We start from the raw sequence: 19,281 nt of genomic DNA on the forward strand, positions 1-19,281 counted from the left end.
GTTTCGTTGCCGATGAAACCGGTTTCGAGGCGCGTTTTCCAGCCGCCCCGCAACAGGAAGAGTGCAAGTTTGACCGAGTATCCCGCCTCGCCCCCTGTCAATCAGGGTCTTTATGACAGCGTAAACGAGCATGACAATTGCGGCATGGGCTTTGTCGCCCATATCAAAGGCGTCAAATCGCACGGCATCATTACGCAGGCGCTGGAAATTCTGGCCAATCTCGACCACCGCGGCGCGGTGGGGGCAGACCCGTTGCTGGGCGATGGCGCGGGCATTCTGATCCAGATTCCCGACACGCTCTATCGCAAATGGGCCGACAGCGAAGGCCTCACCCTGCCCCCCGCAGGCGAATATGCGGTCGCCATGTGCTTCATGCCGCAGGACGACAAGGCCCGCGCGTTCATCACCGAACAGTTCGAAAAGTTCATCGCCAAGGAAGGCCAGCGCCTGATCGGCTGGCGCGACGTGCCGGTGACGACCGCAGGGCTCGGCAAGGCGGTGCTCGCTTCGATGCCGCTGATCCGCCAGTGCTTCATCGCGCGCGGAGAAAACACCCCCGATCAGGACGCGTTCGAACGCAAGCTGATCGTCATTCGCAAGCAGACGCAGAACCCGCTGGCAGAACTGGCCGAAAAGCATGCCATGCCCGCCATCACCAAGCTCTATATGCCGAGCTTCTCTAGCCGGACGGTGGTGTATAAGGGCCTGCTGCTCGCCGATCAGGTCGGCAGCTTTTACGACGATCTGCGCGATCCCGATTGCCAGAGCGCGCTGGGCCTCGTGCACCAACGGTTCTCCACCAACACTTTCCCCAGCTGGCGGCTGGCGCAGCCCTTCCGGTTCATCTGCCACAATGGCGAGATCAACACGGTGCGCGGCAATGTGAACTGGATGAACGCCCGCCGCCGCACGATGGAATCCGACCTGTTCGGCGCCGATCTCGACAAGCTGTGGCCGATTGTGCCGCACGGCCAGTCCGACACGGCCTGCCTCGACAACGCTCTGGAATTGCTGCTGCTTGGCGGATACAGCCTTGCCCATGCGATGATGATGCTGATCCCCGAGGCCTGGGCGAAGAACGACCTGATGGATCCCAAGCGCCGCGCCTTCTACGAGTATCACGCCGCGCTGATGGAACCGTGGGACGGCCCTGCATCGGTCGCCTTCTCGGATGGCCGCCAGATCGCCGCCACGCTCGACCGCAACGGCCTGCGCCCCGCGCGCTACTGCGTCACCAAGGACGACCTCGTCTGCCTCGCTTCGGAAAGCGGGGTGCTGCCCTTCGCCGAAGAAGACATCGTGCGCAAATGGCGCCTCCAGCCAGGGCGGATGTTGCTGATCGATCTGGAGCAGGGCCGGATCATCGAGGACGAGGAGCTGAAAGCCGAACTCGCCGCTGCGCATCCTTACGAGGAATGGCTCGAAGCCGCGCAATACAAGCTCAAGGACATCGAAGCGATCGAAACCGACGCCGAAGCGGTGCTGGAGCATGATGTCAGCCTGCTCGATCGCCAGCAGGCCTTCGGCTACACGCAGGAAGACATTTCGCGCTTCCTTGAACCGATGGCGGTGAATGGCGATGATCCCATCGGCAGCATGGGCACCGACACGCCGATTGCCGTGCTCTCGAACAAGAGCCGCCTGCTCTACGATTATTTCAAGCAGAACTTCGCGCAGGTGACCAACCCGCCGATCGACCCGATCCGCGAAGAGCTGGTGATGAGCCTGCTCACCATGGTCGGCCCGCGTCCGAATATTCTGGGGCGCGAGGCGGGGACGCACAAGCGCCTCGAAATCAGCCAGCCAATCCTCACCAATAGCGGGATGGAGAAGATCCGCTCGGTCGAAAGCGTGCTCGACGGCGCGTTCCGCACGGCGACCATCGACATCACCTGGGACGCGGTGAGCGGGGCAGACGGCCTCGACATGGCGATCAAGGAAATGTGCTGGGCCGCGACCGAGGCGGTGCTGCAGGACAAGAACATCTTGATCCTGTCCGACCGCGCGCAGGGGCCGGACCGTATTCCGATGCCCGCCCTGCTCGCCACCGCCGCCGTGCATCACCAGCTGGTGCGGCAGGGTCTGCGGATGCAGACCGGCATTGTGGTGGAGACCGGCGAAGCGCGCGAAGTGCACCATTTCTGCGTGCTCGCAGGGTACGGCGCGGAAGCCATCAACCCCTATCTCGCTTTCGAGACGCTGGAGGATATCCGCCAGCGCAAGGCCCCCGAACTTACCCCGCAAGAGGTCGAGAAGAACTACATCAAGGCCATCGGCAAGGGCATAATGAAGGTCATGTCCAAAATGGGCATTTCGACCTACCAGTCCTATTGCGGGGCGCAGATTTTCGACGCGGTGGGCCTGTCGAGCGAATTCGTCGAGCGCTTCTTCACCCGCACCGCGACCACCATCGAAGGCATTGGCCTGAAGGAAGTCGCCGAAGAAACCGTGCGCCGCCACGCCGCCGCGTTTGGCGACAATCCGATCTACAAGAATATGCTCGATGTGGGCGGTATCTACCAATACCGCCTGCGCGGCGAGGAACACGCCTGGACGCCCGCGAATATCGCCGATCTGCAACACGCCGTGCGCAGCGAGCCGGGTCTCGATGCGCAGGGCAAATACCGCGCTTTCGCCAAATCGGTTAACGAGCAGGCCGAGCGTCTGCTCACTATTCGCGGATTGATGGAGCTGAAGCCGGCGAATGATCCGGTGCCGCTCGACGAGGTTGAGCCCGCCGAAGAGATCGTCAAGCGCTTCAGCACCGGCGCAATGAGCTTCGGTTCGATCAGCCACGAAGCGCATTCCACGCTCGCCATCGCGATGAACCGCATCGGCGGCCGCTCAAACACCGGCGAGGGCGGCGAAGAACCATTCCGCTTCACGCCGCTCGACAATGGCGATTCGATGCGCAGCCGCATCAAGCAGGTTGCCTCCGGCCGCTTTGGCGTGACGACCGAGTATCTGGTCAACTCAGACGATATCCAGATCAAGATGGCACAGGGTGCCAAGCCCGGTGAAGGCGGCCAGTTGCCCGGCCACAAGGTCGACAAGCGCATCGGCGCGGTGCGCCATGCAACGCCGGGCGTTGGCCTGATCTCCCCGCCTCCGCACCATGATATCTATTCGATCGAGGATCTGGCGCAGCTGATCCACGATTTGAAGAATGTGAACCCTGTGGCGCGCATCTCGGTGAAGCTCGTCTCCGAAGTGGGCGTCGGCACGGTCGCGGCGGGCGTTTCCAAGTGTAAGGCCGATCACGTCACGATCTCGGGTTATGAAGGCGGGACGGGCGCATCGCCGCTCACCAGCCTGACGCACGCGGGTTCGCCGTGGGAAATCGGGCTTGCCGAAACGCAGCAGACGCTGCTGCTCAATGATTTGCGCAGCCGCATCGCGGTGCAGGTCGATGGCGGGCTGCGGACGGGCCGCGACGTCGCAATCGGCGCGCTGCTCGGCGCGGACGAATTCGGTTTCGCCACCGCTCCGCTGATCGCGGCAGGCTGCATCATGATGCGCAAGTGTCACTTGAACACCTGCCCCGTAGGCGTGGCGACGCAGAACCCCGAACTGCGCAAGCGTTTCGTCGGCCAGCCCGAACACGTCATCAACTACTTCTTCTTCGTCGCCGAAGAACTGCGCGAGATCATGGCCGAAATGGGCTTCCGCACGGTGGAAGAGATGATCGGACGGGTCGACCGCATCGATATGAACCGCGCCATCCGGCACTGGAAGGCGGACGGGGTCGATCTCTCCAAGCTGCTGCACACGGTAGAGGCACCCGCAGGCAAGGCGCTGTTCCAGACCGAGACGCAGGATCACGGCCTCCAGAACGCGCTCGACAATGAATTGATCGAAGCCTGTGGCCCAGCGATTGAAAGCGGCACGGCGGTGCAACTTGATCGGCCGATCCGCAACGTGAACCGCACGGTGGGCACGATGCTCTCGGGCGAAATCGCGCGCAAATACGGGCATCAGGGTCTGCCGGTCGATACGATCCGCGTGAACTTCACCGGCACGGCGGGGCAGAGCTTCGGCGCGTGGCTGGCCCACGGGGTCACGCTCGATCTGGTGGGTGACGGCAATGACTATGTCGGCAAGGGCCTTTCGGGCGGGCGGATCATTGTGCGCCAGCCGGACAATGTGGAGCGCGATCCGCGCGAGAACATCATTGTCGGCAACACCGTGCTCTACGGCGCGATTGCGGGCGAGGCCTATTTCTGCGGCGTCGCGGGCGAACGCTTTGCCGTGCGCAATTCGGGCGCGATCGCGGTGGTCGAAGGCACGGGCGATCACGGCTGCGAATATATGACCGGCGGCGTGGTCGCTGTTCTGGGTCGCACGGGCCGCAATTTCGCGGCGGGGATGAGCGGCGGGATCGCCTATGTCTACGATCCCAAGGGCACGTTCCACCAAAGGTGCAATCTGGCGCAGGTCGATCTCTTGCCAATCACCGCCGATGCGGACGATCCGGAGGGCACCGGCCTGCCGCAACAGCGCGCCGCCAGCGTCGATGATTTCGGCATGGGCGATCCGCTCTACCACGATGCCGCGCGGCTGAAGATCCTGCTCGAACGGCACAAGCTGCACACCGGCTCTGGGCGGGCGGCGGAAATGCTGGAGGATTTCGCGGCGACGCTTGGCAAATTCGTCAAGGTCATGCCGAAGGATTACGCGCGGGCGCTGAAGCAGCTCGAAGCCGAACGCGAGGCTGCGGCCTCGGTCGCCGCGGAATGACGCGCTCGCTCTCTCGTCATCCCAGCGAAAGCTGGGATCGCACTCAATTCAGTCCGACCCCTGCTTTCGCAGGGGCTTCGGCCAAATCGGAGATTTGACCTCGTGGGAAAAGAAACCGGCTTTCTCGAAGTCGACCGCGAAGATCGCAGCTATGCCGATCCCAAGGAGCGGCTGAAGCATTACCGCGAATTCATCATCCCGCACAGCGAGGAGGCGCTGCAAAAGCAGGCGAGCCGCTGCATGAATTGCGGGATTCCCTACTGCCATAACGGCTGCCCGGTGAACAACATCATCCCCGACTGGAACCATCTGGTCTATGAAGGCGACTGGCAGAACGCGCTCGAAGTCCTGCATTCGACCAACAATTTCCCCGAATTCACCGGTCGCATCTGCCCCGCCCCATGCGAGGCGAGCTGCACCTTGAACATCACCGACGCACCGGTGACGATCAAAAGCATCGAATGCTCGATTATCGATCGCGGGTGGAAGGAAGGCTGGGTGAAGCCGCAAGTTCCGTCCGAAAAGACCGGCAAGAGCGTGGCGGTGGTCGGCTCCGGCCCCGCCGGCATGGCCTGCGCACAGCAACTTGCGCGCGCCGGACATTCGGTGACCGTGTTCGAAAAGTCGGACCGCGTGGGCGGGCTGCTGCGCTATGGCATTCCCGACTTCAAGATGGAGAAAACGCTCATCAACCGCCGTGCGGTGCAGATGGAAGCCGAAGGCGTGACTTTCCGCACCAGCACCGAAGTGGGCGTCGATGTCTCCATGAAGTCGCTCAAGGAAAATTTCGACGCGGTGGTGCTGGCAGGCGGCGCGGAGCATCCGCGCGGGCTCGAAATTCCCGGTGCGGAAATGCCGGGCGTGCGGCTTGCGATGGAATTCCTCACCCAGCAGAACAAGCGCAATGCGGGCGACGATGAAACCCGCGCCGCGCCGCGCGGCAGCCTCACCGCGACGGGCAAGCACGTCATCGTGATCGGCGGCGGGGATACCGGCAGCGACTGCGTCGGCACCAGCAACCGGCAGGGCGCGGCGAGCGTGACGCAGATCGAAATCATGCCGCAGCCGCCCGCAAAGGAAAACAAACTCCTCACCTGGCCCGATTGGCCAATGAAGCTGCGCACCTCGTCAAGCCACGAAGAGGGCGTCGAGCGCGACTGGGCGGTGCTGACCCGAGAAGTCATCGGTGAAGGCGGCAAGGTCACTGGCCTCAAATGCGTGCGCGCCGACTGGTCGGAAGGCCAGCTGAAGGAAGTGCCGGGCAGCGAGTTTACGCTGAAGGCCGACCTTATCCTCCTCGCCATGGGCTTCCTCGGCCCGCGCAAGCAGGGAATGCTCGAACAGGCAGGCGTCGAATTGACCCAGCGCGGCAATGTCGCGGCGAACGAGAGCGATTACCGCACCTCGGACGAGCAAATCTATGCGTGCGGCGATATGCGGCGCGGGCAGAGCCTTGTCGTCTGGGCGATCCGCGAAGGCCGCCAATGCGCCGCCAGTGTTGACGAAGCGCTGATGGGAGCTACGCAATTGCCGCGATGAGCGGCAACTCCATCTCATTGCGGGACGACGCCCTCGCCGCATTCCGGCGCGGGGCGGGCGATGCGGCGGCCCTTTTGCGGCAGGCGCTGGAAGCGGCACCGGATGATGGCGCGCTGCTGATTGCCGAGGCCGAAGCGCTCGCCGAAGCCGGGGCCGATGCGCCCTTCGCGCGGCTCGAAGCGATGCTGGGCCAAGCGCCCGACTGGATAACGGGCCACCAGGCACTCGCGCGGCTCAAAAGCGAATTCGGCCACCCCGATCCGCTCGCCACGATCGAGGCGGCGCTGCGCAAGCTGGGGCTCCATCCCTCGCTATGGCACGCCTATCTCGGGCTGCTGGCGGGACAGGAGCGGTTTGTCGAGGCGGCAGACCATGCCGCGAATTTGCGCCGGAAAATCGGAAAAGTGCCCGAATTGCTGCTGCTCGAAGCGCGCTATGCCGGGCTGGCGGGCGATGCCGAGAGGGGGCAGGCGCTGCTCGGTCAAGTGCCCGCGACCACATTCGATTACACCTACCAATGCGCTCGCAACGCGCTCCAGCGCGGGGCGGTGGACGAAGCGGTGGCGGCGCTCGATGCAGAGCCTGCCCGGCGCGAAGACGGGGCGCGGCTATGGGCCTTGCGCGAAGTGAGCTGGCGGGCGAGCGGGGATGCGCGGCACACCTGGCTGTTGGGGCATGGCACACTGGTGGCAGGCTTCGCGCTCGACCTGTTGCCAGCGCAGCACAGCGCCATCTGCGAAGCCTTGCGGACCTTGCACAAAGCCCGCGCCGCGCCGCCATCGCAGAGCGTGCGCGGCGGCACCCAGACGCGCGGCGCCCTGCATTTGCGCGCGGACCCGCTGTTGCAGGAGCTGTTCGCCGGTTTTGCGGACAAGCTGGCCGCCTATTGCGCGCAGCTGACCAGCCTGCCGCCCGATCACCCGCTGGGCGACATGGGCGCAGCTCCCGCGCAGATCACCGCCAGCTGGTCTGTCCGGCTGACCGGCGGCGGACATCACGTGCCGCATCTGCACGATAGCGGACGCGTCAGCAGCGCGTGCCACCTTGTGCTGCCCGAAGGTGCGGCGCCGGGCGAAGGCGCGCTCGAACTGGGCCGCCCGCCCGCCGATATGGCGCTGCCGCTCGAACCCCTCGCGGTGATCGACCCGCAACCCGGCCGCCTGATCCTGTTCCCCAGCTTCCTCTACCACGGCACAACACCCTTCGGCACAGGCGAACGGCTGAGCGCGGTGATCGACGCGGGTTAGCGGCCTGTTGCCGTCCGCAAAGCCGCCTGAAACGCGGCGGGTTCGTCGAGCCGCAGCGCCACACGGTCGATGGTGCGGGTGCCGATCAGGCCGGGCATTTCGACCGGGCGCGCAAGGCGCAGCGTGACATTGGGCGCACTGAGGATGGCGGTGTCGAGCGTTGATCTGGCCTTGAGTGTTTCGGCATCGAAGGCCTCGCCCATGCTGGCAATGGCGTCCAGCGGGATGGTGCAATCATGCAGAATGCCGGTGCGCACGCGCAGGCTGTCTTCGGTGAGGAGCACCGGATTGAGCCGCAGGCTTTTGGTGAGCGCGATGAACCAGAGCAGCCCCGCCAGCGTCGGCGCGAAGACAAGCCAGGCGATGAGCGGGTTCCACAGGCTCAGCAGCAGGTGGACAACGCCGAGCTCGACCACTTGCAGCCCGATCAGAACCCCCATCATTGGCGCGAGATAGCGGTGATAGCCAAACGCCTGCGCGCCTGCGGGCACGTCGGGCTTGCCGTTCCACACGAACAGCGCGAGGTGCATCATCCGCACTTCCGTGAGGAAGAATTTGAGGAACGGGCCGGGCATGACTTCGCCCAAGGCCGCCTCGATATCCGCCCCCTCGCGCCATGCCTTGGCGACGCGGCGGGAGGCGACCACGAACCACAGCATGGCCGTAAGGCCCAGCGCGGTGAGCAGTGCGTGCAGCTCGAAAATCCGCTCCCGCACAGCAGGCGACGCGCCGACGATGACGATGAATACCCCAAGCGCCGCCGCGCCGAGAATAGTGTGGAGGGCGGGCTTCTTCTCCGGTGCCTTGGCAATGGTTGCGAGGCAGAGCGCGTCCATGACTATCCACGCAAACAGCAGGGCCGCAAGCGTCGCATTGGCCGCCGCCCAGTCGTGTAGGTCATCAGCCGGGCGAGACCGATAGCGATAAGCGGCAGCACCAAGGGCGCATATTTGCGAGCAAGCGCGATGGGGCGGGCGCTGGTCATAAGAGGTATATGCGCCTCTTTATGATGGAGAACCAGTGATTAAACTGCACACACAAGTGCGTCAGGCGCGACCTGCGGCACGGGTGTAGATTTGCGCCACCGCAAGGATGACCTTCAGCACTGTGACAAGAAGGATTGTGCAGAAAGGCACATAGACCAGCACGCTCTTCCAAAGCGGCATTTCAAGTCCGCAACCATCGAGCGTGGCAAAACCGGAAGACAGATCCTGCGGCGGACAAAAGAGATCGTAAAGCAGTGACGAATGGCTCAGCAGCACGGCGATCCCGAAGAAGCAGAAGGTGCGGAAGAGGAAGCGGAAGTCGGTTAGAACGCTGAGCCAACGCACCGCAACGGTGCCACGCGTCGCGAAGTTTGCAAAGTGCCACAGCAACAAGACAGGAAGAATAAATATGTAGTATCCCGCGCCGACAGCGAGGCCTGAAAAAAGAGCGGACTCTTGAGACGAATAGTTGTTCGCCAATCGCAAAGTCACTTCATACCAGACGATTCCCGCCGAACCGACAATCAACCCGAACAAAGCAGCGATGCTGAGAAACCAGTGTCGCAGCTTCTGCCGATACTCCGCGCTCACCTCTCACACCCCGCGCATTTTGCCATGCCCCGGATCAGAGCATAGCCGCGCTGTAAACGCCGTGCAGGGTTGAGCCTCAGTCACCGGAACAGCTTTCCTACAGCCGGGGGACTTGTCAATTCGGAAGATATGAGCACTCCGCCCCCTTCTTCCCCGCCACAACCCTGTCCGTCCGCCCCGAAGAGAAGCGCAATTGTCTCTCCAAATCAATGCTTTGAAGCAAGGATACGAAAGTGACAGGGTGTAACCTTTGTAACCCTGCGCCGCTACAGCGACCAGTCGACCGCGCCGCGCCCGTGCGCTTCCAGAAAGGCATTCGCGCGGCTGAAGGGCTTGCTGCCGAAGAAGCCGCGATGGGCGGAGAGCGGGCTGGGATGCGGGCTGGCGATGATGCAGTGGCGCGTGCCGGGGCCGAGCGCGGGGATGCGTTTCGCCTTGCCCTGCGCGTGGCTGCCCCAGAGGATGAAGACGCCCGGCTCCGCGCGCTCTGCCACCGCCGCTGCAATCGCATCGGTAATCGCGTCCCACCCGCGCCCCGCATGGCTGCCCGCCTGCGCCGCTTCCACCGTGAGCGTGTTGTTGAGCAGCAGCACGCCCTGCCGCGCCCAGCTTTCGAGATTGCCGTGGCGGGGGCGCAGGATGCCCAGATCGCTTTCCAGCTCCTTGCCAATATTCACCAGCGAGGGCGGCTGCCGGACGCCCTCGGGCACCGAGAAGCTCAGCCCGTGCGCCTGCCCCGGCCCGTGATACGGGTCTTGCCCCAGAATCACGACCTTCACGCTGTCCAAAGGCGTGAGTTCGAGCGCGCGCAACCGGCATCCCCTCGGCGGGTAGATCACCTTCCCCGCCGCCTCCTCGGCGCGCAGCCAGCCGGCGAGTTGCCGTGCCTCCGGAGTGGCGAGCGCGGGTTCGAGGACGGGCTTCCAGCTATCGGGGATCGCTTCGCTCATGCTCTGTTGTTTACGCTTGGCCAGCAGCGAGGCAAAGCCACCCTTCCCCTCCATCCCCAATGCGACTAAGGCGCGATGCGATGACTGTTCATTATCACGAAGAAGACCTGCCCGCAGGCGTGCTCGCCGATGGCCCCGTGGCCGTCGATACCGAAACCATGGGTCTCGTCACCGCGCGCGACCGGCTGTGCGTTGTCCAGATCAGCGATGGCAAGGGCGATGAACATCTGGTGCGCTTTGCCAATGGCAGCGCCTATGATTGCCCCAATTTGAAAGCCGTGTTGGCCGATCCGGCGCGGGTGAAAATCTACCACTTCGCGCGCTTCGATCTGGCGGCGATTGAACATTATCTCGGCGTCGAGGCAGGGCCTGTCTTCTGCACCAAGATCGCCAGCAAAATGACGCGCACTTACACCGGCTATCACGGACTCAAATCCATCGTCGAGGAACTGCTGGGCGAAAGCATTTCCAAGCAGCAGCAGTCGAGCGATTGGGGCGCGGCCACGCTGTCCGATGCGCAGCGCGAATATGCCGCGTCCGATGTGCGCTATCTCCACCGTTTGCGCGAGGTGTTTATCGAACGGCTCGAACGCGAAGGGCGGATGGAAATGGCGCAGGCCTGTTTCGACTTCCTCCCCACCCGCGCGCGGCTGGATATTGCCGGTTGGGCCGAAGAGGATATCTTCAGCCACGCGTAAGGCGGGATTCGCCACACGGGCACTTGGGATTGAGTGATGACAGCAGCTGCCGACAGAATGCGCTCCAAGCGTCAGGCCTTTGCGGCTCCCGGCAGCGTGCTCGATATCATCGTCCGCGTGCTGGCGCTGGGCCTGCCTGCGTTGGTGGGGGTGATCGCGGCGATGATGGTGATCTCCCCGCTTTCCCCGCGCGGCGAAGTCAGCTTCCTGCTCGATCGCAACAAGGTCGCCGTGGCGGATGACCGGATGCGGGTGGATAGCGCGCTTTATCGCGGGCAGGATGATAGCGGGCGGCCCTATTCGCTTGGTGCCGGTGTCGCGGTGCAGCGCAGCAACAGTGTGCCGCTGGTCGAGCTGGAAGACCTGACCGCGCGCATCGTGCTGCCCGAAGGCCCCGCCATGCTCACCGCCGCAGCGGGCACCTATGCGATTGACGATGAGCGGGTGAGCGTCCCCGGCATCGTGCAATTCACCGCGTCGGACGGCTATGATATGTCGGCCAGCAATGTGACGATTGATCTCGCCAACCAGCTGCTGGTGGGCACGGGCCGGATCAGCGGCGTGATCCCCGCAGGCACTTTCAGCGCGGATTCGATGACAGCCGATCTGGCGAGCCGCGAGATCACGTTGCGCGGCAATGTGCGCGGGCGGATGGTGCCGGGGCAGCTGCGCCTGCCGCGCGGTATGGATATGTACGATTTCGAGTAAGGTGATGGTGATGACAGCACAATCGGTTGAGACACGCCCTTCGCTTCGCGCACTCGCCTTGCGCGGATTGGCCGGCGGTTTGCTGGCGGGCGCAATCGTCTCGGCGGGCTTTGGCTCGCTGGCGGGGGCGCAGGAAATCTCTGGCCTGGCGAGCAATGAACCCGTGAGCTGGGCCGCCGATTTCGGGCAATTGCAGGACCGGCAGAACCGTGTCGTACTGCAAGGCGATGTTGTCATTACGCAAGGCGATCTGCGGCTGACTGCGGAGCGCACCACCATTGCATATTCCGACAATGGCGCGCTGCGTATCCAGCGTATTGATGCGAGCGGCGGCGTGGTCGTCACCCGCGGTGCCGAGCGCGCGCGCGGCGATGCGGCGGTGTATGATTTCAACCGGCGGGTGATCATCCTGTCGGGCGGTGTGGCGATCAATCGCGGGGCTGACCGGCTCGACGGCGGGCGTTTGACCATCGACCTCGATAGCGGCGTGTCCAGCGTCGACGGCGCAGGCTCGCGCCCCGCCAACGGCCAGAATGCCGGCCGCGTGTCGGGCGTGTTCGAGGTGCCGGAGCAGGACTAATTGGCGCAGGTTTCGCGCAAGGCTTGCGCGGCGTCTGCGTGCCCTTCGCGCTGATAGCGGGAGGCGATCCGCTCCAGCCGGGCACAGTCGATTGTAGAACCCGCCTCGCTCGCCAGCACCATGGTGGCGGCGAAGTCATTGGGGTCGGCAGCATTGGACAAGGCATCCGGAACCTGCCTCTGCCAATGCCCTGCCTTGGCAAATCGCGCGACAAAGGCAGCGCGGCCCTCTGCGGTGGAGACAAGCTGCGCCGCATAAAGGCTCGCCGCCTCGCCCTCGCCAATCGCGTACAGCGCGGCGATGCGCATGGCGGCGATATCGTGCTCGTCCTGCGCAATTGCGGCGGAGGCACCCGCCTGTTGCGCCAGCGGATCGCGCCAGCCGCGCTGCATCGCCAGTTCGAGCGCGGCGAGCGAGCGCGCCTCCTCGCCCGCCATCGCTGAGGCAACCGCGAACAGGCTGAGATGCTCGGCCGGAAGCGGGCGGCGCGCGATCAGCGCCTGCGCCTCGGCCAGCGCCAGGCCGCTGTCTTGTGCGGCGATGGCCTGCCGCGTGCGCTGCTCTGCCGCGAAGCCGGAGAAGGCGGGCGGCACTGCGCCTGCCAGTTCGGGCGCGAAACGCGCGGTGCGGTCAAGCTGCGCGAAGCTCGCGACCAGTGCCGTCACTGCAAGAGCGAGCCAGAAGAGAATACGTCCCATCACCCTTCCGCCTCCCGCTGCCGCACCAAGAGCACCACGAGCAGCGCCGCCACGCAGAGCAGGCTCTGGTTGCGTAGCGGGTAATCGAGCGGCGATTGCAGCGCGATGGCGGCCAGCCCCGCCCCCGCGCCCAGCCGCAGCCACACGCCTTCCGCCGAACCGCCGCGCATGCTTGCCCGCGCAATCCAGAGCAGCCAGCCAAGCGCAATCAGCAGCGCCGGAGCACCGCCCTCGATAGCGATCTCCAGCCAATCGCTATGCGCCCTCCCGGCCTTGCGCGGCGAGACGTGTTCGAGCGATTCGTGCAGCTGGAAGACCTCGTCAAACGTGCCCATCCCGCTACCGACCGGTGAATAGAGGCGGGCGGCATAGGCGCCGTCTTCCCACATTTCGGGCCGGTCGGACGCGCCCCCAGCGAAGCGTTCAATCGCGGCGGCAGCGCGGTTCTCTCCGCCGCCCACCAGCATTAGCGCGCCTGTACCGATGGCGGCGATCCCCAGCAACGCGGCGATCACCGGCGCGAGCTGCTTCTGCGTCCGCCGCTTGGCAAAGAGCACCCGCAGCACCAGCACCGACGCAGGCACGCCAAGCAGCACCATGCCCGAACGCGATTGGGTGAGGATGGTGGCGAGCGCGAACAGCACCGCCGCGCCGCCCCATGCCCAGCGCCACAGCACTTCGCGCGGCCAAGGCAGCGCGGCAAGCAGCGCGAGCGCGGTCACGAACAGCAGCGCGGTCGAATTGCGGTTGGCGAATGTGGCGTAGAACACATCGGCGCGCGGACGCTCAAGATACACCAGGCCGATGGCATTGCCCGAAAGAAGCTGTACCACGCCCAGAGCGAAAGCCGCCACGCAGGCCCAGAGCAGCGTATGCGCCAGCGCGAGCTTATCTTCGCGCGAAAGGCCGCTGCCAACAATGATGATCGCCGCCGGAGCCAGCGTCCCGCAAAAGGCCACCAGCGTACGCATCGGATCGAGGCTGAGCGGAAACCAGCGTGCGCCAAGTTCGGCCAGCGCGAAACTCTCCGCCACCGCGCCGCGTCCGGGGAGCGCCTGCCAGAGCGCCGTTGGCAAAGGAACCAGTTGCAGCAAAGGCAGCGCCACACTCGCGAGCACCAGCAAGCGCAACCCGATCGGCGCGCCGCGGACGAAGCCCGCCACACGCTGCGGATGCGCGGCCAACACGGCGAGCGCCAGAAGCTGGATCGCCAGATTGCGCAGCCCATAGGCCACACCACCGCCGCCAAGCAGCAGAGCCGTGATTAGCAAAAGCTGGAGATGGAACCCGGCCGAGCGCACCAAGGGTCAGGTCACGCGCGGTGGCGCTCAGCCACCCGTGCCGGGCGAGGCGTTATCGCCGGGGCCGTCATCCTCCTCGACATCGCCGCCCAGCGCGAACAGCGTGCCGCCGAGAATGCCCAAGCCAATCAGGAACGCTTCCCACGGCAAGCGACCGGGGAGGAGGAAATCCTCTTCGTCGGGGATCAGGGGAGACCAGCCGGTTGCGCCCAGCGAGATCGCGGCATCGACCGCGCGCGTATTCTCCTGCGCGGCTGCGGAAATGGGAGACACAACAAGGCTGATCGCAGCCATTCCGGCAAGCCCGTTCCTGATCATATCCTGCCTCCTTGCGCTCTCCGAGCCAAATTACCGCAAAAGACGGGTTCCCGCAATGCAGCACAGCGTTAGCGGCAATAGGCTAAAATATCGCCAACCACGTGGTAAAATTCTGTGTCCGAGCCAATGCAGATCACACTGGCGCTTTTGCTGTAACGGCGTGTTATAGCAACGCTGCCATGTCGCAGCTGCTGAGCCAACGTCTGCAAGATCCCGCCTATCGCGATGCGCATCTCTGCGCCGCGCTGGTGCTGCGGCAGGAGGCGCGGCTGGCATGGTATGACAGCTTTTTCCTGCGCCGTTTTGCACTGGCACGGCGCTTTCTTGAAGTGCATTCGCCCGGCGAGGTCGCGCGCTTTGTCGCAGGCTTCGCGCCGCTCGAGCCGCCGCCGAACTTCGAACCGGTCACGCTGCCGGCACTGCTCGACGCGGCCAGCCATCGCGCCATTCGCGAGGAAGTCGCGGCACTGCGGCCGGAGAGCCTTGAGACGCACGAGGTGGAAAGCTTCGGGCGACAGGTGGTGCATGATCACCCGCCCTTCCTTGATCTCCAGCGCGCGCTCTTGCCCCGGGTAAGCGCGCTGGTCGGCTGCGAGCTTGCCTTGGGCTACAATTTCCTCAGCCTGTACGGTCCGACGGGGCGCTGCGATCCGCATATGGACCAGCCGCTTTCGATGTATACGCTCGATTATTGTATCGCGCAGAATGTGCGCTGGCCGATCCACTTTAGCGGGTTGGTCGATTGGCGGAGCGGTGGCGTGCGCCCCGTCGCGCCGCGGGACCTGCCAGCCGATCCCACGCTGGACTTCACCCCTTACGAAATAGGCGAGAATGACGCGCTGCTGTTTTGCGGCAGCTCGCAATGGCATTACCGCGAGGCGATGCCCGAAGGCGGGTACAGCCATTTGCTGTTCTTCCATTATTATCCGGCGGGTTGCGAGGCGCTGGTCAACCCCGCGCAATGGCCAGCGCATTTCGGCCTGCCACAATTGCAGGCGCTGCTTGATCTGCTGGACGATCCGCAGGTCTATGGCGGATAGCAGCCGATGAGCGGGATTGCGGCGGTGTTCCGCGCCGATGGCGGGCCGGTGGATACCGCCGTGCTGGACGCGATGGCGGCGGCCATGCCCTATCGCGCATTGACTGGCAGGAGCGGAGGCGGCGCAGCGCGCTTAGCCCATTCCGGTGGAGCAGTCATTTGCCCGCACTCGCGCTTTCACCTCGCCTTCGACGGATATTTGCTCAACGGCGCGGAGCTGCGCCGCGAACTGGCGGAGCGCGGTGTGCACCTGCCGGGCAGCAGCGATGCGCCAACGGTTTTGCGCGCTTTCGCGCTTTGGGGCGTGGCAGCACTGGCTCGGCTCGAAGGCGAATTCGCACTCGTGATTTGGGATGCGCAGGAACACCGCCTCACCTGCGCGCGCGACCATCTCGGCCTGCGCCCGCTTACCTGGCACTGGGATGGCAAGCAGCTTCTCATCGCCTCGGACATTGCCGCGATCATCGCTGCCCTGCCCGAACGCCCGCCGATCAATACCGGCTATATGGCAGAACATCTGGCCAATTGCTGGTACACGCAGGATGAAACCGTGTGGCAAGGCGTCCACAAGCTGCGCCCAGCGCATACACTTACGATTGCGCAGGGTGACAGCGCCCCGACGATGCGCGAGTACTGGTCGCTGCCGGTAGAGGCGTCGCTCCGCTATCGCAGCGATGGGGACTATGCCGAACATTACCTCGAATTGCTCTATGAGCTAGTGCTGGCCGCCGCCGCCAGCGACGCGCCAGTCGCCGCCGAAATGAGCGGCGGTCTCGATTCCTCGGCCATTTTCGCATTGGCAGCACGGGCGCAAGGCGATGGCGCGCTGCAGGCGCCCGGCCTCGTCGGCTTTACCCTGCGCGGCCATGCAGGCGACTATTCGGACGAAATCGCCCACGCGCGCGCGGTGGCGGCGCATTCGGGCCGGTCTTTGACCGAAGTGCCGCTGTTCGAACCGGAGCTTGACTGGTTCAGCGCGCAATCTCGCGCCGATGCAACGCTCGCCTTTGCGCCCAATGCCGCGATGATGGCGGGCCTGCACGCGGCAATGGCCGAGGCTGGTGTGCGCGTGTGCCTGAACGGGCATGGCGGCGATGTGTGGCTCAACGGCAGCAATGCGCAGTTCAACCAGGCGCTGCGCTTGCGCGACTGGAGCGGTGCTGCGCGTAGTCTGTCCGCTGACCAACGCGACTTCGGCGCGGCCTATGCGCTGCGCAAGGGTATCCGGCAGGGGCTCGGTCTGGTCGCTCCGGCAGCAGCCAAGCGCGCGCTCCGGCGTATCGCAGCGCCCGCGCCGCACGCACTCGAAACGCTGTTCTGGCTAAGCGAAGAAGCCAAGCAGGAGTTAGCGGATCGGCGCGCCCGTTTTGACGCCGAGATCGAGACAGCTCCCGATCACGAACAGCACAAGCTGGCGCGGCTGAAGGAGCCCTTCACCGTGCTCGTCAACGAAATCACCAATCTCATGGCCGCGAAACACGGCTTCGAATATCGCAGCCCGATGCAAGCGCGGCGCTTTGTCACGTTCTGCGCGGCTATGCCCGAACATCTCAAGCGGCGCGGAAAGACGCGAAAATGGCTGCACCGCGAGGCGATGCGCGGGATTCTTCCCGAAAGCGTGCGGTTGCGTAGCGACAAGGCCTTTTTCGATGGCACATTCCAGTGCCTGCAGAGCGAAACGCGCGATTTCTGCTTGGAACACCGGTCGACTCAGCCATTTGCCGGACTTGTCCGTGCCGATGGTCTGGATGCGCTGTTCGGACAATTTTACGGCGCAGAAATTGACGAGGGGGCCATTTGGGAGCTATGGGGAGCTTTCGCTAGCGTAGCGTTTTGCCGCGATTTTGCGGCGCCCGAGCAGGATTTTCTGTGATGAACCAGCCCAAGACGAAAAAGGCCCGGTACGAACGCCCCGTGCTCACCGTTTTCGGCAGCGTGCGCAACCTTACCGGCGGCAGCGGCGGCATGATGAATGGCGACGGCTTCACCATGGATATGCTCTGAGACGATCCACCGGAAGCCGGAACGATATTGCAAGGAGCGCCTGCGGGCGCTCTTTTTGTTGGTAAAGACTATCGGTTGGCCGCGCATTGTGCGAAGACTTGCGCCCCATGCCTTCGGTGCTCAACGAACATCACCGCTACCTGTCGCTGGCCAAGCGCAACGCCGCCTATGCGCGTGCGATCGGCGAAGTGGTGCAAAGCGGAGACGCGGTTGCCGATCTCGGCTGCGGCATAGGCATCTTGGGGATGCTGGCATTGGAGGCAGGCGCAGAGCATTGCACCGGCATCGACCAGACCGCAGCCATCGAAATCGCCCGCGAAACCATGCGCCGCGAAGGGTTTGAAGACCGGTTTACTGCAATTCGCGGCTCGACCTTCGACACCGATTTGCCCGACCGCGTCGAGCTGCTGGTGTGCGACCATATCGGCTATTTCGGCTTCGATTACGGGATCATCGCGATGCTCGCCGATGCCCGCAAGCGGATGCTGAAGCCGGGCGGACGCATCGTGCCGCAGGCGATGGATATGCAGATCGCGCTTGCCGAATGCCCGAATATTCACGCCAAGCTGCAACGCTGGGCCGAAGCGGCAATGCCCCCCGCATTCCGCTGGCTGGGCGAATATGAGGCGAACACGGTGCATTCGCGGCGCCTCGATGCCGATGCGATGCTGAGCGAAGCGGCAACCATCGCCTCGGTCGATTTCCGCGAGGATGCGCCCGACCTGTTCACTTTCAAAGACACGCTGATTGCGACCCGCGACGGGGAAATACACGCGGTTTGCGGCTTCTTCACTTGCGCGCTCTCAGACACTGTCAGCATCACCAACAGCCCCTTCAGCGACGAGGCGATCGGGCGCGCCAATGCGATATTGCCTTGCCGCACGCCTTTTGCGCTGCGCAAGGGCGATGCTGTCGAAGTCAGCCTGTCGATCCGCCACGATCCGCGCATCATCAACTGGACGGTGACTCCGCCGGGCGGCGAGAAGCAGGCCATGTCGACATGGAATTCGCAAATCCTCTCGCGCGAAGATTTGCCCAAGGCGGGGAAATGAGCGCGCCATACGTGCTGGGCGCAGCCCGCGCGCAAAAGCCATTATCCGTCCCGCCCTATGACCGCTGGATTGCCGATAGCGGCGAGACCATGGCGGAATTCCACCGCGATCCCGCCGGTTTTCGCGTGCGCTTCCCCGATGATGCCGACTTTGTGATCGAGAGCAAGGCTCTCGCCGTGCGATGCGAGCCGGTGCCGGGCGTTGGCAAATCCGATTGCGACACGCTGTGGCACAATGCGATTGTCCCGCTGCTCGACAATTATCGCGGCGCGCTCAGCCTGCATGGTGCGGCCTGTCTCATGGCAGGCAAAGCGGTGGGCTTTGTCGGTGCATCACGGCAGGGCAAGACGACGCTCGCCGCCGCTTGCGCGCTGGCAGGCCATCCGTTTCTGGCCGAGGATGCGATCCGTCTGGAGGGCAGCGCCGCGCCTTATTCCGTGCTCCCCGCAAGGCCGCTGCTGCGGCTCTTTGCTGACAGCGCGGCGCATCTCTTACCAGAGTTTGCCGATGGCGCCGACAAAGTCGATATCGCCGCCAGCACTGCCCTGCCACATCACGGCGCGCCTGCCCGCCTTGCCGCCATCTATCTGCTGGGCGAGGATCGCGTAGGCGAGCCCGCCTTCACTCGGCTTGGCCAACAGGCCGCTCTGGCCGAGCTGATGCGTCATGCGTTTATTCTCGATATTGAAGACAAGGCGCGCCTCGCCGCGCATTTCGACCGGCTGGCGCGGCTCGCCGAAGCGGTGCCGATGATAAGGCTCGACTATCCGAGGCGCTTCGACGCGCTCAACCACGTCATCGAACGGCTGGCAGAAGACGCTGAAATGCAGTAG

Annotated in this window: 17 protein-coding genes; 11 read left to right on the plus strand and 6 right to left on the minus strand. The window is 64.4% G+C overall.

The window, feature by feature from the left end:
• Positions 1 to 144 precede the first annotated feature (144 nt).
• The 3 genes from gltB to ACS0VV_RS13395 all read left to right on the plus strand — a co-directional run bounded on the left by gltB (position 145) and on the right by ACS0VV_RS13395 (position 7,523).
• Entirely contained in the window at positions 145 to 4,737 is a 4,593-nt protein-coding gene (gltB, locus tag ACS0VV_RS13385; protein ID WP_483533555.1) for a glutamate synthase large subunit, read from the plus strand.
• A gap of 102 nt (positions 4,738 to 4,839) precedes the next feature.
• Positions 4,840 to 6,276, plus strand: a complete 1,437-nt coding sequence (locus ACS0VV_RS13390) for a glutamate synthase subunit beta (protein ID WP_483533189.1) — start codon at positions 4,840 to 4,842, stop codon at positions 6,274 to 6,276.
• Positions 6,273 to 7,523: a putative 2OG-Fe(II) oxygenase gene (locus ACS0VV_RS13395; RefSeq protein WP_483533190.1), complete on the plus strand. Its 1,251-nt coding sequence runs from the start codon at positions 6,273 to 6,275 to the stop codon at positions 7,521 to 7,523. Before ACS0VV_RS13390 ends, ACS0VV_RS13395 begins: the two co-directional genes overlap by 4 nt.
• On the opposite strand, the gene ACS0VV_RS13400 is transcribed toward ACS0VV_RS13395, so the two are convergent.
• From ACS0VV_RS13400 to ung, 3 genes are all read right to left on the minus strand, one after another.
• Positions 7,520 to 8,359, minus strand: coding sequence for a hypothetical protein (locus tag ACS0VV_RS13400; RefSeq protein ID WP_483533191.1), 840 nt, complete (start codon positions 8,357 to 8,359; stop codon positions 7,520 to 7,522). The two genes, ACS0VV_RS13395 and ACS0VV_RS13400, sit on opposite strands and share 4 nt — an antisense overlap.
• A 210-nt stretch (positions 8,360 to 8,569) precedes the next feature.
• Positions 8,570 to 9,100 carry a hypothetical protein gene (locus tag ACS0VV_RS13405; RefSeq protein ID WP_483533192.1) on the minus strand — a complete coding sequence of 177 codons (531 nt, stop codon included), beginning with the start codon at positions 9,098 to 9,100 and terminating at the stop codon, positions 8,570 to 8,572.
• 266 nt (positions 9,101 to 9,366) lie between these two features.
• Positions 9,367 to 10,050 (minus strand): uracil-DNA glycosylase, encoded by a 684-nt coding sequence (gene ung / locus ACS0VV_RS13410; RefSeq protein WP_483533193.1) that lies wholly within the window; start codon positions 10,048 to 10,050, stop codon positions 9,367 to 9,369.
• Between the two features lie 80 nt (positions 10,051 to 10,130).
• Here ung and ACS0VV_RS13415 point away from each other — a divergent pair, with 80 nt between their 5' ends.
• The 3 genes from ACS0VV_RS13415 to ACS0VV_RS13425 are packed head-to-tail and all read left to right on the plus strand — an operon-like array spanning position 10,131 to position 12,036.
• Positions 10,131 to 10,748: a ribonuclease D gene (locus ACS0VV_RS13415; RefSeq protein ID WP_483533194.1), complete on the plus strand. Its 618-nt coding sequence runs from the start codon at positions 10,131 to 10,133 to the stop codon at positions 10,746 to 10,748.
• Between the two features lie 36 nt (positions 10,749 to 10,784).
• Positions 10,785 to 11,456 carry an LPS export ABC transporter periplasmic protein LptC gene (locus ACS0VV_RS13420; RefSeq protein WP_483533195.1) on the plus strand — a complete coding sequence of 224 codons (672 nt, stop codon included), beginning with the start codon at positions 10,785 to 10,787 and terminating at the stop codon, positions 11,454 to 11,456.
• Between the two features lie 10 nt (positions 11,457 to 11,466).
• Entirely contained in the window at positions 11,467 to 12,036 is a 570-nt protein-coding gene (locus ACS0VV_RS13425; RefSeq protein ID WP_483533196.1) for an LptA/OstA family protein, read from the plus strand.
• On the opposite strand, the gene ACS0VV_RS13430 is transcribed toward ACS0VV_RS13425, so the two are convergent.
• The 3 genes from ACS0VV_RS13430 to ACS0VV_RS13440 all read right to left on the minus strand — a co-directional run bounded on the left by ACS0VV_RS13430 (position 12,033) and on the right by ACS0VV_RS13440 (position 14,353).
• Positions 12,033 to 12,734, minus strand: a complete 702-nt coding sequence (locus ACS0VV_RS13430) for a hypothetical protein (protein ID WP_483533197.1) — start codon at positions 12,732 to 12,734, stop codon at positions 12,033 to 12,035. The genes ACS0VV_RS13425 and ACS0VV_RS13430 overlap by 4 nt on opposite strands.
• On the minus strand, positions 12,734 to 13,969 hold the full coding sequence (locus ACS0VV_RS13435) for an O-antigen ligase family protein (RefSeq protein ID WP_483533198.1): 1,236 nt from the start codon (positions 13,967 to 13,969) through the stop codon (positions 12,734 to 12,736). The genes ACS0VV_RS13430 and ACS0VV_RS13435 overlap by 1 nt, the downstream gene beginning before the upstream one ends.
• Before the next feature lie 93 nt (positions 13,970 to 14,062).
• Entirely contained in the window at positions 14,063 to 14,353 is a 291-nt protein-coding gene (locus tag ACS0VV_RS13440) for a hypothetical protein (RefSeq protein WP_483533199.1), read from the minus strand.
• Positions 14,354 to 14,532: 179 nt separating this feature from the next.
• Between ACS0VV_RS13440 and ACS0VV_RS13445 the strand changes: the two genes are divergently transcribed.
• The 5 genes from ACS0VV_RS13445 to ACS0VV_RS13465 all read left to right on the plus strand — a co-directional run bounded on the left by ACS0VV_RS13445 (position 14,533) and on the right by ACS0VV_RS13465 (position 19,281).
• A complete protein-coding gene (locus ACS0VV_RS13445) occupies positions 14,533 to 15,393 on the plus strand; it encodes a hypothetical protein (protein ID WP_483533200.1) in 861 nt (286 codons plus the stop codon).
• A 6-nt stretch (positions 15,394 to 15,399) separates the two neighbouring features.
• A complete protein-coding gene (locus ACS0VV_RS13450) occupies positions 15,400 to 17,265 on the plus strand; it encodes an asparagine synthetase B family protein (protein WP_483533201.1) in 1,866 nt (621 codons plus the stop codon).
• A complete protein-coding gene (locus ACS0VV_RS13455; protein ID WP_483533202.1) occupies positions 17,265 to 17,396 on the plus strand; it encodes a lasso RiPP family leader peptide-containing protein in 132 nt (43 codons plus the stop codon). The genes ACS0VV_RS13450 and ACS0VV_RS13455 overlap by 1 nt, the downstream gene beginning before the upstream one ends.
• Before the next feature lie 107 nt (positions 17,397 to 17,503).
• The gene (locus tag ACS0VV_RS13460) at positions 17,504 to 18,448 is read left to right on the plus strand and encodes a 50S ribosomal protein L11 methyltransferase (protein ID WP_483533203.1); all 945 of its coding nucleotides are present in this window, start codon (positions 17,504 to 17,506) and stop codon (positions 18,446 to 18,448) included.
• Positions 18,445 to 19,281 carry a hypothetical protein gene (locus ACS0VV_RS13465; RefSeq protein WP_483533204.1) on the plus strand — a complete coding sequence of 279 codons (837 nt, stop codon included), beginning with the start codon at positions 18,445 to 18,447 and terminating at the stop codon, positions 19,279 to 19,281. Before ACS0VV_RS13460 ends, ACS0VV_RS13465 begins: the two co-directional genes overlap by 4 nt.

The organism is Aurantiacibacter sp. KMU-128 (assembly GCF_056933515.1).

Coding starts and splice junctions, on each gene's coding strand:
- ACS0VV_RS13450 (WP_483533201.1), top strand. CDS start 15,400: ATGAGCGGGATTGCGGCGGTGTTCCGCGCCGATGGCGGGCCGGTGGAT.
- ACS0VV_RS13455 (WP_483533202.1), top strand. CDS start 17,265: ATGAACCAGCCCAAGACGAAAAAGGCCCGGTACGAACGCCCCGTGCTC.
- ACS0VV_RS13430 (WP_483533197.1), bottom strand. CDS start 12,734: ATGGGACGTATTCTCTTCTGGCTCGCTCTTGCAGTGACGGCACTGGTC.
- ACS0VV_RS13460 (WP_483533203.1), top strand. CDS start 17,504: ATGCCTTCGGTGCTCAACGAACATCACCGCTACCTGTCGCTGGCCAAG.
- gltB (WP_483533555.1), top strand. CDS start 145: ATGGGCTTTGTCGCCCATATCAAAGGCGTCAAATCGCACGGCATCATT.
- ACS0VV_RS13445 (WP_483533200.1), top strand. CDS start 14,533: ATGTCGCAGCTGCTGAGCCAACGTCTGCAAGATCCCGCCTATCGCGAT.
- ACS0VV_RS13395 (WP_483533190.1), top strand. CDS start 6,273: ATGAGCGGCAACTCCATCTCATTGCGGGACGACGCCCTCGCCGCATTC.
- ung (WP_483533193.1), bottom strand. CDS start 10,050: ATGAGCGAAGCGATCCCCGATAGCTGGAAGCCCGTCCTCGAACCCGCG.
- ACS0VV_RS13420 (WP_483533195.1), top strand. CDS start 10,785: ATGACAGCAGCTGCCGACAGAATGCGCTCCAAGCGTCAGGCCTTTGCG.
- ACS0VV_RS13400 (WP_483533191.1), bottom strand. CDS start 8,359: ATGGACGCGCTCTGCCTCGCAACCATTGCCAAGGCACCGGAGAAGAAG.
- ACS0VV_RS13440 (WP_483533199.1), bottom strand. CDS start 14,353: ATGATCAGGAACGGGCTTGCCGGAATGGCTGCGATCAGCCTTGTTGTG.
- ACS0VV_RS13415 (WP_483533194.1), top strand. CDS start 10,131: ATGACTGTTCATTATCACGAAGAAGACCTGCCCGCAGGCGTGCTCGCC.
- ACS0VV_RS13465 (WP_483533204.1), top strand. CDS start 18,445: ATGAGCGCGCCATACGTGCTGGGCGCAGCCCGCGCGCAAAAGCCATTA.
- ACS0VV_RS13425 (WP_483533196.1), top strand. CDS start 11,467: ATGACAGCACAATCGGTTGAGACACGCCCTTCGCTTCGCGCACTCGCC.